Source organism: Bacillus cereus group sp. RP43 (genome assembly GCF_040459645.1).
Taxonomy (GTDB): domain Bacteria; phylum Bacillota; class Bacilli; order Bacillales; family Bacillaceae_G; genus Bacillus_A; species Bacillus_A mycoides_C.
The window spans coordinates 293537-309863 of the sequence record NZ_JARVHQ010000001.1 but is presented as its reverse complement, the minus strand read 5'-3'; the positions used below and the strand labels follow the sequence as shown (position 1 = coordinate 309863).

The window sequence follows — 16327 nt, the reverse complement described above, 5'->3', positions numbered from 1 at the left end:
CCTTATTCCCCATTTCCAAAATATAGATTGTTTGAGAGTGCCTCTATTGGAGAAAGATATACGTATAACGAAAAAAGTATCAAATTTTCATTTTTACATCTTGATTGTCAAACTGAGGGTGAATGTTATGATCAAGCGATTACTTCAATGTATAATTTTATTTTTATCTATTACTATGTACGCATCATCGAATACAAAAGCAACTACAGACATTCAAGCAGAAGATTACCAAAGCACTCAAACTACCTCTCCTACACAAAAAATTGCGTACTTAACATTTGATGACGGACCAAATAAATACACACCACAAATTTTAAATATTTTAAAAGAGAAGAACGGAAAAGCAACTTTCTTCGTTATTGGCGGAAAGGTGCCACATTATAAAAAAACGATGGAGCGATTAATTAAAGATGGACATTATATCGGTCTCCATAGTATGTCACATGATGTAAAACGTCTTTATACTGGCGATCCATCTGTTTTAATTGCAGAAATGGAGCAAACCCAAAACATTGTCCAGCAAGTTACACATTTAAATACACATCTCGTTCGTGTCCCATACGGTAGCATGCCTTACTTAAAAAAGAATTACCGTGATGCACTCGTATCTGCCCAGTATAAAATGTGGGATTGGACAATTGATACATATGACTGGAAAAGCTATGATAATCCTTCCGCAATACTAGAAAGAGTACGAAATCAAAGCGATGAACAAGTAGAGGTTATTTTAATGCATGATTCTAGTGTCACAGTGCAAATACTCCCAAAAGTAATTGATTATTTGCACTCACAAGGATATAAACTACTTCCCTACAATCCATCTTCCCATCTCGAAGTGAATTTTTGGAAAGACACAAGATTGTAACAGCTTTAGTGCCTATGTACTAAAGCTGTTTTATTTTTCTCTTCCCACACTTCCCATTTTTGTGTAAAATTTTAAATAGTGATGAAGTTTCGAGGTGAATAGAAATGAAACGAATAAATCTCATTTTTAACGCAATACAAAAAGGGAATTATACAGAAGGTGTAACAGCATCAGAACTCGCTACACTTCTACAGTTAGACCGTGCAAATGTTAGTAGCGATTTAAACAAGCTTGTGAAAGATAATCGTTTATTAAAAACGAGTACACGCCCTGTCCGTTTTTATATAGAAACAAACACTTCATTGGAAACGCATTCAACAAAGGGCACTTCATTAGATACATTTGCTATTGAAAATACAAGCCTAAAAATTGCAATTGAAAAAGCAAAAGCTTCGATTCTCTATCCTCCAAACGGTATGCATACTTTACTACTTGGAGAAACAGGGGTCGGAAAATCAATGTTCGCTTCTTTAATGCACGAATACGCAATTGAAGTGGAACAACTTCCAAAAGATGCACCTTTCATCGTCTTTAACTGTGCTGATTATGCAAACAATCCACAACTACTACTTGGACAGTTATTTGGGATAAAAAAAGGAGCTTACACAGGTGCCAGTGATCAAAAAGGTTTAATTGAAAAAGCACATGAAGGAATCCTTTTCTTAGATGAAGTACATCGCCTTCCTCCAGAAGGACAAGAGATGCTCTTCACATTTATTGATCGCGGAGTATACCGCCGCCTTGGAGAAACGGAAAATGAACGTAAGGCACGAGTGTTGATTATTACTGCAACAACCGAAGAACCAAACTCATTTTTATTAAAAACATTTACAAGACGTATTCCGATGACCGTTACGCTTCCACCACTTCGTGAGCGAACACATAAAGAACGGTTTGCTTTACTACAGCTATTTTTCACAAATGAAGCAATTCGTCTAAGGAAAGAGATTCATGTTAGTCCAAATACAATGCGTGCTTTCGTCTTTTACAATTGTCCAAATAACATCGGTCAATTGAAAACGGACGTACAAATTGCCTGTGCGAAAGCTTATTCTGATTTCGTAACAAAGAAACGTGATTCTGTCTATGTTTCAAGTACAGATTTACCTTGGTATATGAAAGAAGGATTATTTATTGAAAGAAAGAGCCGTCATCTATATCAAATACCAAATGAAACATTTGTATTTACAGTTGATGAAGGTTGGAGTAAGCATACAGTAGAACCCGAAGGAAGTCGCTCTTCTATTTACGATTATATTGATTATAAATACGAAGAACTTCAAGCACGCGGCATTGAAGAGGAAGAATTAGAATTACTAATAGAAAATGATATTCAAAGCTTTTTCGTCCAATACTTTAACCAAATATCTAAAAAAACAAGTCATGAAAATGTTTTTAAAATTGTGGATCGTAATATTGTTTCCGTGTGTGAAAAAATTGCGGAATTAGCTGAAAAATATTTATCTAAAACTTTCGATGAAAAAGTGTTTCTCGCCTTAAGTTTACATGTACAGACAACTCTACAACGTTTGCAGGGCGGGAAACAAATTCACCACCCACAATTAAATCAAATTCGTACGAAGTATAAAGAAGCTTTTTCCGTAGCTATGCAATGTATTCAGCTATTAGAAGAAGAATTACAAATAACAATGCCTATTGATGAAGCTGGGTTTTTAACAATGTTCTTCGTTGTTGATCCAATTCCCTCCTCACAAACAGAAGTAAAAGTATTAATATTAGCTCACGGTAATGGCATCGCAACAGAAATGGCAAACGTCTCAAACGAACTTCTCGGTATCGATGAAGTAACTGGTATCGATATGCCCTTGCATGAATCACCAAAAGACTTCTTAGAGCGTGTTAAAGTGTATATGAAAACACTTCAAAATGTAAACGGGCTTCTCTTACTTGTTGATATGGGATCTCTCGCTTATATTGGTGATATATTAGAAACTGAATTCAAAATCCCTGTCCGTGTTCTTTCAATGACGAGCACGCCACACGCACTAGAAGCAGCTCGAAAAGCTCAGCTTGGCTATTCATTAGATGCACTATACGAAACAGTGAAGAACTTAACGCCGTTCTATTTAAACGTACAGGAAGAAAAGAAAAAGCCACTGTCGCCAATGAAATCCGTGATTTTAACAGCTTGTTTAACTGGTGAAGGAAGTGCTTTAGCAATTCAAAAAATGTTGGAGAACTATTTACGCTTTGATAAAGACTTAATTGAAATTATTCCGATTAGCATCGTTCACGAAAAAGATTTAACGAAAATGATTGAGAACATTAAGAAAGAGCGTAACATCATTTGTATCGTCACGAATTTCGATGTACAAGTACCTTGCTTAACATATCATTTCCAAGACATTGTAAACTACACAGCAATTCAGCCAATTCAAGAATTGATTACGTATGAAGAAACATATGCAAAAATGGCAGATATTCTTGAACAACAAATGCAGCGTAACGATGGGGCATTACTTATTAAAACAATTCGTTATGCATTAAATACAATTCAAGAATTGATTTCTTTACAGCTAACTCCCGACAGTTTAATGGGTGTGATTTTGCATATGAGCTGCATGGTTGACCGTCTTCAAAAAGGCGAAAGTCTCCTCCCTCATCCTGATAAAGAGAAACGAAGACAAGATGAGTACTGGATGTATATGAAAGTTAAAAAAGCACTGCAACCTATCGAAAATACATTTGAAATACAAATACCAGATGACGAAGTATTCTATGTAATGGACTTCTTCATCAAAAACCAACCTGTAAAAAATTAAACTAGGTGATATTTTCGAGTAGTACCCTAAGTACGTAGTAAATGAAATTATATTAGCGATTTTTAAAATATATTGATTTACCGAAAATAATTAACAATAGTAGCACTCTATATAATTAGAAAAGGCTGTTCCAAAATGCTTTTTGGACAGCCTTTTCTCTTACTTCTTTACTTCCCTTATTCTCCCCCTTATTTCTCCTTTTTTATTAGATTTCGTATAAACATTTACATATACATTGGCTTGCATCATCTCTTGAAACAAGCTGTCAAATGCTCTCCCCTGTAAAGGCCCTTCAAAATCCTCCACTTTAGCTACACCAGTAACGACTCCTTCATTCACACTAATTCCTTGCTCTAACGGACCAAACAAACTTAAAACAACTGGACCAATTTGATTCGCTTTTCCTAAATGAATTTGGCATGACGTAATTTTTTTTATGTTTTTTAATATGACCCGATATTGCAACTTCTTTAAATCTTCACTAAAAATGAGCTCTGTTACACCGTAAGCTTCTGTATTTACAGGAGGTACTTCCCTCTTCCCTGTTAACCTAGCAAAGAAATGTGTTGTCATACGGGCATTCTCCTCATATAAATTTCCCAGCACTACTTCTACTACTTTATGGTTTAGACATAATGATTTATGACTTTTTCAATTTTTAATTACAACTAAAAGATTCACAAAATCTTTACATAGAAATCATTTCATTCACTTTACTGCCTCTTGTATAATCCACTTAGAAAAACATTCTAGGAGGTTCTTTTGAAGATTAACAACTACTCTTTTCGATTATTAATGGAGATTTTTCTCGTATCATTTAAATTAGGACTTACTTCGTTTGGAGGCCCTGTCGCTCATCTTGGTTATTTCCACCACGAATACGTGCAAAAAAGAAAATGGATGGATGAACGAAGTTACGGGGACTTAGTAGCCCTATGTCAATTCCTTCCTGGCCCTGCTAGCAGCCAAGTCGGGATGGGAATTGGCTTATTACGCGGCGGATTATTAGGAGCCATTATTTCATGGATTGGATTCACTCTCCCGTCTGTGCTCGTTTTAGTCTTTTTCGCTTCCTTCCTGAACCAGTTCGAACTTGGAAGTACAGGCTGGATTCATGGACTGAAACTTGTAGCGGTCGCAATTGTCGCTCATGCAATATGGGGAATGGCTCAAAAGTTAACACCGGATCGAAACCGTGCAACAATCGCGATTGTAACTGCCGCAATCGCCCTATTATGGCCAAGTAGCTGGACACAAGTCATTCTCATTATAGTATCTGGCTTTATTGGTTGGTTTTTATATCGCGGTCAGCCAATTAGCCAAGCAAATAAAATAGACGTACCTATTTCAAAAATGGTAGCTATGTCTTGTCTCGTCTTATTCTTCGGGCTATTAATACTGCTACCAATGTTACGACCGTACTCTTATTTTATATCTTTATTTGACAGCTTCTATCGCTCTGGTGCACTTGTATTCGGAGGAGGACATGTCGTACTTCCTCTTCTTGAAAGTGAGTTTGTACAAAACGGGATGATGACAAAAGAACAATTTCTTGCTGGATACGGATTAACACAAGCAGTGCCAGGGCCACTATTTACATTCGCTTCTTATATAGGAGCAGTGCTAAATGGAACCGCCGGAGCAGTTGTTGCAACGATCGCTATCTTTCTTCCTGCCTTCCTGCTCGTTGTTGGCGTTTTACCATTTTGGGACAGTGTAAGGAGAGTATCTTACATACAAGGTGCATTACTTGGAGTAAACGCAGCCGTTGTCGGCATTTTACTTGCAGCTTTTTATGATCCAATTTGGACGAGTACAATTATGAATTCTATAGATTTCGTTTTTGCTTCTCTCCTATTTTGCTTACTCGCTTTTTGGAAAACACCACCTTGGGTTATCGTTATAATCGGAGCCTTCGGCGGATATGTTCTATCCATTTTGTAAGCACAAAAAACGACGGCCCTATTCAGCCGTCGTTTTCTTATTAAAACTTCACAAGCTCCATTCCCTCTGGCAACGTGCTCTCCGTTAAAATACGCAACTCTTTCACGCGATCCATTACGTAAGAAGAACGCTTCACAAGCTCTGGGTCAATATAAGCTGGATGAACCATAATTTCTACCGTTTGCTCGTCCTGCACTCTTCCCTTTAACTTCACAAAGTAATCTTCCGTTACACCGTCAGCGTAAAAATCACTGTAAAACGCATCAGAAAATGGGCGCACTGCTCGATCTTCCTCACAACGACGAATTGGAACATTATATTTACCTGCTAATCTCTCAAGAACGTCATGTAAAAGTGGTAACCCATGTACATGATGATGACTATCTAAATGAGTTGGTGTTAAACCGTAAGACAAAAACTTCTCAATTTGAGCAATCCATTCTTTTTCTACCTCTTCTGGATTTATATTTCCTTCCCATACAACACTTTGTTTATGAAACAATCCATCGCTACTCACAAGTGATGGTACATCCTTTAAAAGTGGTTCTCCTGCCGTTAATACGAGATGAACTCCTATCCCTAACGTTTTATACTCTTTCGCTAAGCGTACGGCATGCTCTGTCCCTGGCATATTCATCATCATCGTCGTTGAATTTACAAGCCCGTTTTTATGTCCATCAATAATTCCGTAATTCGTACCTTCCGTAAGACCGAAATCATCTGCATTTACAATTAGCTTAATCATCGCAATACCTCCTACTAGAATTAAAAAAAGCGGGCTAAATAGCGCCGCTTTATTTCTCTATCTTCTTAAAGAATTGTGGAAGATGTTCTTTATGTGCTTCCAACATTTCATCTAAAATTTGTTTTGCAACTTTATCTGATGGTACAAGTGGATTAATTGTCATAGCAAGCAGCGCCTTATGATAATCCCCTGTAATAGCAGCTTCAATTGTTGTGCGCTCAAATGATTTAATTTGCTGTACTAAACCGCGAACTGGTACCGGTAAGTCTCCAACCGCAATTGGTTTTGGACCTTCTTTCGTAATAATACAGTTCACTTCAACAGCCGAATCATGTGGCAAGCTTGCAATTGTCCCGTTGTTTCGTGTATTAACAGGCTGGATATCACCTTTATTATTGTAAATAGACGTAATTAAGCTACATGCTGCGTCACTATAATAAGCTCCGCCGCGTTTTTCTAATTGTGGTGGCTTAATATCTAAATTCGGGTCTTTATATAACTCGAATAAATCATCTTCTAATTGTTTTACTACCTCTGCACGTGTACCTTTTTCAATCGAAGCTTCTTTCTCTTCTTCTAACATTTCACGTGTTTTATAGTAGTAACGATGGTATGGACACGGAATAGCGCGAAGACCGCGAATAAAGTCTGGCTCCCAGTTAAGCGCTGCGATATTTTCCATCGTAATTTGCTTTTCTGGATCTGTTACAAGCTCTAACACACGGTCCATTACACTTACGCCATCTAAATATACATCTAGTCCGTATACCATATGATTTAAACCTGCGAAATCAACATGAACACGACTCGCATCTACTTCAAGTAATCTTGCAAGACCCATACGAATTCCGATTGGAACGTTACATAGACCAACTACTCTTTGAATATTTGTATAACGAAGGACAGCCTCTGTTACCATACCAGCTGGATTTGCAAAGTTAATTAACCATGCATTTGGACAGAGCTCTTCCATGTCTTTACAAATATCTAGAATAACAGGAATCGTTCTCAACGCTTTGAATAAACCACCAGGACCATTTGTTTCCTGACCGATTACATCATATTTTAACGGGATTGCTTCATCTTTTGCACGTGCTTCTAATAAACCAACACGAAGTTGTGTTGTTACGAAGTCAGCATCTTTTAATGCCTCACGGCGATCAAGTGTTAAATGTATCTCAATTGGTAAACCTGATTTTTTCACCATACGTTTCGCTAAGTTACCAACGATTTCTAACTTTTCTTTTCCTGCCTCAATATCTACTAACCAAATTTCACGAACAGGAAGCTCATCATAACGTTTAATAAATCCTTCAATTAACTCTGGTGTATAACTCGATCCACCGCCGATTGTAGCAATTTTAATTCCAGTCATGCTTTATTCCCCTTTCGCTTCAAGCTTTTTATAAAGATCAATAAACTCTGCTGCTAATTCTTTCACTGTAATCGCATTCATTAAATGATCTTGTGCGTGAATTAAAAGAACACTAATCTCTGTTTTTTCTCCTCTTGCTTCTGATTGTATGAGCTCTGTTTGGAAATGATGCGCTTCATTAATCGCTTCTTTCGCCTTTACCATCGCTTCATCTGCTTCTGCCATTTTCCCCTGTTTGGCAAATTGAAGTGCCTCCATCGCAAAGCTTCGTGCGTTACCACTATTTAAAATCAATTGGAATGGAATTTGTTCTGCTGTAGTCATCATAATTACCGCCCTCTCTATAAGGTTCAACCGATTTAAATACCCCTTCAGTTTGAACATGTCTATTAAAGTATGAATTTATTAATGATAGTTTAGTGTTCATATAGATGTTTTTCATCTTTTTGAACATGATATAAAGGTAATTGTTCTCACAGACACCGTTGTCTGTGAGAACAATCTCTATGTTACATAGGTACAGAGTTGTTGTTTCCTTGCGCTGCTTCTTTTTCAGTACGAACAACTGAACGGTCACATAATACAACGAATGGATAATAGATTACCATCGCAATTACAAAGTTGAATAACTGTAGAATTGCACCTGAAAGATGTCCACCTGTTACAAGATAACCACTAATAATTGGTGGTGTTGCCCATGGGATCATCGCAACTGTTTTTGGTACCCAGCCAATAGATATAGCTGTATAAGAAGTAATTACTAATACAATTGGTGTTATGATAAACGGTAAGAATAACACTGGATTTAAAATAATTGGTGTACCAAATATTACCGGTTCATTAATATTGAATGCACCTGGTCCAATTGATAAGCGAGATACACCGCGTAACTGTGCACTTTTTGCTACAAGTAATACCACTACTAAGAATGCTAATGTTGCACCAGAACCACCAAGATATACGAAAGTATCAAAGAATGGTTTTGTAATAATGTTTGGAACATCAAATGCAGATGTACCACCTTGGAATAACTTCATGTTTTTCTCTAATGCCGGTAAATATAATGGCTCAATAATACCACCAACGATATTTGGACCATGTAAGCCGAAGAACCAAAGAAGATGAACAAGGAGTACAATGACAATTGCACTTGGTAATGTCCCTGCTAAACTTTGTAGTGGTGATTGAATCGTATTAAAGATAAATTCATGAACACTTGTACCAGCTAATTTCACTGCTAATTGAATACCTGCAACTACTGTTAAGATAACAAATGCTGGAACTATAGCTGCGAAAGATCTTAAAACTGCTGGTGGTACTCCATCAGGCATTTTAAAAGTAATGTTTCTTTGTACAAAGAAACGGAATACTTCAGTAACAAGGAGTGCCACGATAATTGCTACAAATAACCCTTGTGCACCTGTCCAAGCTAAGTTCAATCCGCCTTCTTTCGGTGTTGTTGGCGTAAGAATAATTAACGCACCAAATGAAATAATACCTGCTGACAAACCATCAACGCCGTAAGATTTTGCTAAGTTATAACTTGTTGTAAATGCTATGATTAGTGCTAGAATCGCGAAAGAACCAGTCCACATTCCACCGCCGACTTGTTTCCACGTTTCACCAAACAAACCTTTCATGAAATCTTGGAAAGCTTCAGACGGAAAACCATTAATTAGTGATGCCAGTGCACCAACTAAAATAAGTGGCATAACTGCAATAAATCCGTCACGGATCGCAGCTAAGTGACGTTGCGATCCGATTTTACCAGCGACAGGAACAATATATTTCTCCATAAATGCAATAAACTTTTGCATTTCGCTTCCCCCCTAATTATTTTTTAAGTGTTAATGCGTGATCTAAAACTGCTTCTCCATTCATCATGCCGTAGTGCATTGGATTAATAACATCGATTCCAACGTTTCTCTCATCAGCAAGCGTTTTCATTGAAGAAAGCATGTAACGAACTTGCGGTCCTAATAATAGTACATCTGCTTGATCGATATTGTTTTTTACTGCATCCCCAGATACAGCCCAAATCTTACCTTCTAGACCACGAGCTTTTGCGGCCGCTTCCATTTTTGTAACTAGTAAACTTGTAGACATCCCTGCTGAACAACATAATAAAATATTCATTTATAAATCCCCCTTGTGTGGTATAAAAATTTATGTTTTTTATTTTTCTTTACGCTATTTATTAATGCAATTATCGTGCCAACTTTTTAAAACCACTAAAATTAGCACTTTTTCGACTGTTTTCTTTGTGTGTTAACGCTTTCAATCAGTGTGTTACCCAAAAAACACACAGTGTGTTATAAAACAACACGCTTTTAACACATAACTGTATGAAAATAGATTAGTGTTTAGTTGTCTAGTTGTATTCAAAACAAAAAAACACTAATTTTTTTAAAGCGTGAAAATATAATAACGAAAAATATAATATTTCGACTCAAATCAAAAACAAATACCTATTCAAGACACTCGTCTAACTATTGTCCAGTCAAACTCTATTAAATTACATAGAATAGAATAAAATAAAGTATTTCGAAAGGGGATTCCAATGCCAAAGCATAGAAAAAAGAATAGAATGAAGATTTATAGAATACAGTTTCAAAATAAATGGTATAAACATGAAGAAGGTTCTGAATTAGATTCAAACACCTATAAACTAGACAAACAGGACACTGAAGATACGCAAGACACACAAGACGAGCAAGATAAACAAGATAAACAAGACAAGCAAGATAAACAAGACAAGCAAGATAAGCAAGATAAACAAGACAAGCAAGATAAACAAGACAAGCAAGATAAACAAGATAAACAAGACAAGCAAGATAAACAAGACAAGCAAGATAAACAAGACAAGCAAGATAAACAAGACAAGCAAGATAAACAAGACAAACCAGGTAAACCAGATAAACAAGACAAGCAAGATAAACAAGACAAACCAGGTAAACCAGATAAACAAGACAAGCAAGATAAACAAGACAAACCAGGTAAACCAGATAAACAAGACAAGCAAGATAAACAAGACAAGCAAGACAAGCAAGATAAACAAGACAAGCAAGACAAGCAAGATAAACAAGACAAACCAGGTAAACCAGGTAAACCAGATAAACAAGACAAGCAAGATAAACAAGACAAGCAAGATAAACAAGATAAGCAAGATAAGCAAGATAAACAAGACAAGCAAGATAAACAAGACAAGCAAGATAAACAAGACAAGCAAGATAAACAAGACAAGCAAGATAAACAAGACAAGCAAGATAAACAAGACAAGCAAGATAAACAAGACAAGCAAGATAAACAAGACAAGCAAGATAAACACGATAAGCAAGACAAACACGATAAGCAAGACAAACCGGATAAACAGGACGAAGACGACAAGCAAGTACAATCGGAAAATGTAATAATAGTACCAACAGATTCGCACAGCTTAGATGTATGGGATGAAATTTCACTAAAAGAAATACAAGCTGGCGAACATACAAGTTTATTTGAAGAAAAAAGCAATTATCAAAATATTAACTTGCTACAAGTAAGTGATATCCGTCTATATTTGGATAAGCAGCTACAATTTAGTTCCGTCGATGAGCAAATCTATCATGAAGCACTAGTTCATCCGATTATGTCAAAGGTAATAGATCCAAAGCGTGTTCTCATATTAGGCGGTGGCGATGGTCTTGCTTTAAGAGAGGTTTTAAAATATGAAACGGTTATCCATGTAGACCTCGTGGACTTAGACGAAGAAATGATTAAGATGGCTCGCAATGTTCCAGAATTAGTTTCTTTAAACCAACAGGCATTTTTTGATGATCGTGCAAATGTACATGTATGTGACGCAAAAGAGTTTCTGAAATCTCCTTCCTCTTTATACGATGTAATTATTATTGATTTTCCGGATCCAGCGACAGAGTTATTAAGCACTTTATATACAAGTGAAATTTTTGCTCGTATAGCTACGTTCCTAACAGAGGATGGCGCATTTGTCTGCCAATCTAATTCACCTGCTGATGCACCTCTTGTATATTGGGGTATCGGTAACACAATTGAACATGCCGGATTAATTGTAAAAAGCTATCATACAATTGTTCCTTCTTTCGGAACTGACTGGGGATTTCATATTGCCGCTAACTCTACCTATGTACTTGATCAAATTGAACAATTATATGTAGTACCAGTTCCTCGAACATTACCTTCTCTTCTTGCTCCTTTATTTCAATTTAAAGAAGAACATTTAGAGCACCGCAATAATGCCGTTTTAAATTCAGAATCGGACCTTACTCTACATCATTGCTATCAACAAGAAATGATGTTCTAATAATATTTTGACAAGGAAGGGAAAGTATATGGAATATTCTACGTTTGGGCGTCATATAATAGTAGATTTATGGGGCGTAGATTTTTCTCTATTAAATGATATTCATTTTTTAGAACATCATTTAGTTGCCGCTGCGAATCGCTCTGGTGCCCACGTTTTAAATGTAAGTAATAAGGAATTCCACCCATATGGAGTTACGGTATTAATTTTATTATCAGAAAGCCATCTCTCTATTCACACTTATCCTGAAAAGGAATTTGCAGCAATTGATTGTTATACTTGCGGCACATCTGTTGATCCTCAAAAAGCCATTGATTCTATAATAAGCGTACTAAAACCAGAACGTATGCATATAAAAAAATTAATTCGTGGTGTAGGAGAATTTGTTACTATCGATTAATTATCATCCCCATTTACCCATGAAGAAGGAGGCTCGTTAATATAAAAATACCATCAGTGGAATTTATAACACTCCACTGATGGTAAGCACACATACATATTCTATTCATCTGAATTAATGATTTAATTTTGCTATTTTCCGTTTCCAATATAAAGTCAGCATAAACCATATAATGAAGCTCCCTTTACACTTTCATTTTCACATAAACCTGGAAATAACACATACAATCATGCGTAAGTGGTCTTTGTTTCGTCATAACTGTCTCTTTTAAAAACATGAAAAAAACCTTGCATAAGCAAGGTTCATTCAGCTACTGACATCTTCCTATATAATTCTACAAACTCACTCGCCAATTCCTTCACTGTAATTGCGTTCATTAAATGATCTTGCGCATGTACCATCAGCAGGGTAACTTCTGTCTTTTCCCCGCCAGCCTCTTTCTGTATGAGCTCTGTTTGTAAACGGTGCGCTTCTTGCAATTCATTTAACGCTTCTTGTAGTTTAGATTCCGCTTCCTTAAATTCACCGCGCTTAGCACAATCAATTGCTTCCATTGAACAACTTCTCGCATTTCCTCCATGCAAGATTAAATGAAAAGCTTTCGTCTCTATCGTATCCATTTTAGTTCTTTACTCCCCCTTTTCTTCCGCCAATTTTTGTTTATCCCATATTTTTAAGAACGGTAAATAAATGAAGAATGCCAGTGCAAAGTTAACGAGCTGCAAAATAACACCTGAAATTTTCCCGCCCGAACCTAAATATCCACTAAAAAGAATAGGTGTCGTCCAGGGTACAGCAGCTCCGCTCGGACGTGCAACCCATCCCCATTCCATCGCAAAGTAAGAAACAACCGTTAATACGACTGGCACCAATATAAATGGAATAAGTAAAAGTGGGTTCATTACAATCGGCATTCCGAAAGTCACCATTTCATTAATATTAAAAATACCAGGTGCAATCGACAATCGTCCTAAACTTTTCAATTGCTGACTTCGCGCAAATAATAACATTCCTACAACTAAAGCAAGTGTTGCACCAGAACCGCCCATATAAATCCATAAGTCAAAGAACTGTGCAGTAATCGTATTCGGTACATCTTGCCCAGCCTGAAAAGCGATTCGGTTTTGGTCCATTAAGGACAACCAAATTGGGCTCATTACACCACCAACAATTGCAGCACCATGAATTCCACACGCCCAAAGTACATGGACAATAATAACGGCTATTACCGCGCCCCACAGACTGGCACCAAGTGCACTAAGTGGTTCTTGTAAAATTTTTCCCACAATATTATGGATGCTGCCGAAAGAAGTATTTTCTATCATTAAGCGTAAGATCCAAATAACAGTTACAACAATAAACCCTGGAACGAGTGCTGCAAATGAACGTGTTACGGCTGGTGGTACCGTTTCTGGCATTTTTATAATCAGCTTTTTTTGTACAATAAATCTATAAAGTTCAGTAGATATAAGTGCTATAATCATCGCAACGAATAACCCTTGGCTTCCCATTAACACAGCTGGTATAGCCCCTTCTACAAGTACACTTTCCTTCGTACTTGGTATTATATATGCAACTTGAAACGGAGTTGCAAGTAAGAATGTCACAAGTGATAACGCCCCTGCTGCTAATGCATCGACCTTATAGTATCCCCCAAGTCTGTAAGCGATTCCAAAAGTGGCTATTAAAGACATTATATTAAATGTTGCGCTAACTGGATACCCCAAAGCTTTTTGCCAACTCTCCCCAAACAATCCTGCCATAAAATCATTATACCCTGGTATGGGTAAAGCACTAATAATCAGAAAGAAAGATCCAATAATCAAGAAAGGCATCGTCAAAATAATTCCATCACGAATCGCTTGCAAATGTCTCTGCTCTGCAACCTTCCCGGCCACTGGCATCACATATTTCTCTAAAAACTTTATCATCTATCCCACTCTCCTCATGGTTTCATTGACAAAGCTGCTTGTAAGATAGCTTCTCCATTACAAAGCCCGTAATGGATGGATTGAATGACATCAACAGGTATTCCTTTCGCCTTACATAATTCTTTCATTTTCGGTAATAAATAACGTACTTGCGGTCCAAGTAAAAGTACATCTGCATCGTCGATATGATCTCGCACTTCTGAACCTGATACAGCCCAAATCTTCACCTCTATCCCCCTTGCCTGTGCCGCTTTCTCCATTTTTGTAACTATCAAACTGGAAGACATTCCCGCTGCACAGCAAAGCAAAATATTCATCCTGTTTCCCTCCCTCTTTTTCTAAACCTAAGTTATGGTACATCCCTTGCCACCACTAGGTTACAAATATATATGTCTAGATTTCTAACTGTATGCCGAGCTCAAAAACAAAAATTTCTCGGTTTTCACGCTATTCCATCTATCCGTATTTTTCTAGTAAATAGAACTCTAACTCGCTATAATGATTCAGTATGATTTTTTTATAATCGATAGGAGGGTATATTTATGAAGGCATATCGCTTTCCACTTATTTTATTATCTTCTATCCTAATTGGTGGTTTCATTGGTTATTTCATGGGTGCCGATGCAGTTGCTTTAAAGCCGCTTGGTGACATTTTCTTAAACTTAATGTTTACGATTGTTGTACCTCTTGTGTTCTTTAGCATCGCGTCATCTATTGCTAATATGGATGGATTAAAACGTTTCGGTAAAATTATGTCTAGTATGGCTGGGACTTTCTTATTTACGAGTATTTTAGCTGCTATTTTTATGATTATCATCGTGAAAGTATTCCCGCCAGCACAAGGTGTTGTATTAGAATTAACACAGCCCGATAAAGCTGAAAAAGCTGTTAGCGTTGCTGATCAAATCGTTGGTATTCTAACAGTATCTGACTTCTCAAAGTTACTATCTCGTGAAAATATGTTAGCTCTTATTTTCTTCTCTATCTTAATGGGGATTGCAACTTCAGCAGTTGGTGAAAAAGGAAAGCCATTCGCTACATTCCTACAAGCTGGTGCAGAAATTTCAATGAAAGTCGTATCTTTCATTATGTACTACGCTCCAATCGGACTTGCTGCTTACTTCGCAGCATTAGTTGGTGAATTCGGACCACAACTTCTTGGAACTTACTTCCGAGCGGCAATGGTATACTATCCAGCTTCACTTATTTACTTCTTTGTATTCTTCACGTTCTATGCTTACCTTGCAGGTCGCAAACAAGGTGTTCAAATATTTTGGAAAAACATGGTCTCTCCTACAGTTACATCACTTGCAACTTGTAGTAGTGCCGCAAGTATTCCTGCGAACTTAGAAGCAACGAAGAAAATGGGTATTTCTTCAGACATTCGTGAAACAGTTGTCCTTCTTGGTTCTACACTTCATAAAGACGGATCGGTTTTAGGCGGCGTATTAAAGATTGCTTTCTTATTCGGTATTTTCAACATGGAATTTGAAGGACCAAAAACATTAGCAATCGCACTTGTCGTTTCTCTATTAGTAGGAACCGTAATGGGTGCTATTCCAGGCGGTGGTATGATTGGTGAAATGTTAATCGTTTCTCTATACGGATTCCCACCAGAAGCATTGCCAATTATCGCAGCAATTAGTACAATCATTGATCCACCTGCAACGATGTTAAACGTAACAGCAGATAATGCTTGTGCCGTAATGACAGCTCGCCTTGTAGAAGGTAAGAACTGGATCAAAAATAAATTTGCTTAATAGATAGAAAGAGGATGCTCGTTTTGAGCATCCTCTTTTTGTTGTCATTTGTCAGTGAATCGATGTATTGGAAAAATCGTTGATATATTTGAATTTGTGATAGATATACCGGAAAAACCGTTGATATATTTGAATTTGTGATAGATATATCGGAAAAATCGTTGATATATTTAAAGTTGTGATAGATATATTAGCAAAACCGT

15 protein-coding genes are annotated in these 16327 nt (G+C 37.0%); 6 read left to right on the top strand and 9 right to left on the bottom strand.

The window, feature by feature from the left end; all coding sequences use genetic code 11:
- Positions 1 to 127 precede the first annotated feature (127 nt).
- Together QCI75_RS01495 and QCI75_RS01490 are read left to right on the top strand one after the other, a co-directional pair.
- Positions 128 to 865, top strand: coding sequence for a polysaccharide deacetylase family protein (locus tag QCI75_RS01495; RefSeq protein WP_353759890.1), 738 nt, complete (start codon positions 128 to 130; stop codon positions 863 to 865).
- Between the two features lie 104 nt (positions 866 to 969).
- Positions 970 to 3648, top strand: coding sequence for a sigma-54-dependent transcriptional regulator (locus QCI75_RS01490; RefSeq protein WP_353759889.1), 2679 nt, complete (start codon positions 970 to 972; stop codon positions 3646 to 3648).
- A 159-nt stretch (positions 3649 to 3807) separates the two neighbouring features.
- On the opposite strand, the gene exsM is transcribed toward QCI75_RS01490, so the two are convergent.
- Positions 3808 to 4221 (bottom strand): exosporium regulatory protein ExsM, encoded by a 414-nt coding sequence (gene exsM / locus QCI75_RS01485; protein ID WP_144506655.1) that lies wholly within the window; start codon positions 4219 to 4221, stop codon positions 3808 to 3810.
- Positions 4222 to 4410: 189 nt separating this feature from the next.
- Between exsM and QCI75_RS01480 the strand changes: the two genes are divergently transcribed.
- A complete protein-coding gene (locus QCI75_RS01480) occupies positions 4411 to 5592 on the top strand; it encodes a chromate transporter (protein WP_353759888.1) in 1182 nt (393 codons plus the stop codon).
- A 40-nt stretch (positions 5593 to 5632) separates the two neighbouring features.
- Here the strand turns inward: QCI75_RS01480 and chbG are convergent, their stop codons facing one another.
- From chbG to QCI75_RS01455, 5 genes are all read right to left on the bottom strand, one after another.
- Positions 5633 to 6337, bottom strand: a complete 705-nt coding sequence (gene chbG / locus QCI75_RS01475; RefSeq protein WP_353759887.1) for a chitin disaccharide deacetylase — start codon at positions 6335 to 6337, stop codon at positions 5633 to 5635.
- 49 nt (positions 6338 to 6386) lie between these two features.
- Positions 6387 to 7712, bottom strand: a complete 1326-nt coding sequence (gene celF, locus QCI75_RS01470; RefSeq protein WP_353759886.1) for a 6-phospho-beta-glucosidase — start codon at positions 7710 to 7712, stop codon at positions 6387 to 6389.
- 3 nt (positions 7713 to 7715) lie between these two features.
- Complete coding sequence (locus QCI75_RS01465; protein ID WP_000989050.1) at positions 7716 to 8039, bottom strand: PTS lactose/cellobiose transporter subunit IIA; 324 nt, start codon at positions 8037 to 8039, stop codon at positions 7716 to 7718.
- Between the two features lie 182 nt (positions 8040 to 8221).
- Positions 8222 to 9529 (bottom strand): PTS cellobiose transporter subunit IIC, encoded by a 1308-nt coding sequence (gene celB / locus QCI75_RS01460; protein WP_001168820.1) that lies wholly within the window; start codon positions 9527 to 9529, stop codon positions 8222 to 8224.
- A 16-nt stretch (positions 9530 to 9545) separates the two neighbouring features.
- Entirely contained in the window at positions 9546 to 9848 is a 303-nt protein-coding gene (locus QCI75_RS01455; protein ID WP_078994117.1) for a PTS sugar transporter subunit IIB, read from the bottom strand.
- A 451-nt stretch (positions 9849 to 10299) separates the two neighbouring features.
- On the opposite strand from QCI75_RS01455, the gene QCI75_RS01450 reads away from it, so the two are divergent.
- The gene (locus tag QCI75_RS01450) at positions 10300 to 12033 is read left to right on the top strand and encodes a polyamine aminopropyltransferase (RefSeq protein ID WP_353759885.1); all 1734 of its coding nucleotides are present in this window, start codon (positions 10300 to 10302) and stop codon (positions 12031 to 12033) included.
- A 28-nt stretch (positions 12034 to 12061) separates the two neighbouring features.
- Positions 12062 to 12433 (top strand): adenosylmethionine decarboxylase, encoded by a 372-nt coding sequence (gene speD, locus QCI75_RS01445; RefSeq protein ID WP_002123961.1) that lies wholly within the window; start codon positions 12062 to 12064, stop codon positions 12431 to 12433.
- 302 nt (positions 12434 to 12735) lie between these two features.
- On the opposite strand, the gene QCI75_RS01440 is transcribed toward speD, so the two are convergent.
- The 3 genes from QCI75_RS01440 to QCI75_RS01430 are packed head-to-tail and all read right to left on the bottom strand — an operon-like array spanning position 12736 to position 14681.
- Complete coding sequence (locus QCI75_RS01440) at positions 12736 to 13053, bottom strand: PTS sugar transporter subunit IIA (protein WP_353759884.1); 318 nt, start codon at positions 13051 to 13053, stop codon at positions 12736 to 12738.
- A 9-nt stretch (positions 13054 to 13062) separates the two neighbouring features.
- Complete coding sequence (celB, locus tag QCI75_RS01435) at positions 13063 to 14364, bottom strand: PTS cellobiose transporter subunit IIC (protein ID WP_144505056.1); 1302 nt, start codon at positions 14362 to 14364, stop codon at positions 13063 to 13065.
- Between the two features lie 14 nt (positions 14365 to 14378).
- The gene (locus QCI75_RS01430; RefSeq protein ID WP_144505058.1) at positions 14379 to 14681 is read right to left on the bottom strand and encodes a PTS sugar transporter subunit IIB; all 303 of its coding nucleotides are present in this window, start codon (positions 14679 to 14681) and stop codon (positions 14379 to 14381) included.
- A gap of 225 nt (positions 14682 to 14906) precedes the next feature.
- Between QCI75_RS01430 and QCI75_RS01425 the strand changes: the two genes are divergently transcribed.
- The gene (locus QCI75_RS01425; protein ID WP_289360776.1) at positions 14907 to 16124 is read left to right on the top strand and encodes a dicarboxylate/amino acid:cation symporter; all 1218 of its coding nucleotides are present in this window, start codon (positions 14907 to 14909) and stop codon (positions 16122 to 16124) included.
- Positions 16125 to 16327: the final 203 nt, after the last annotated feature.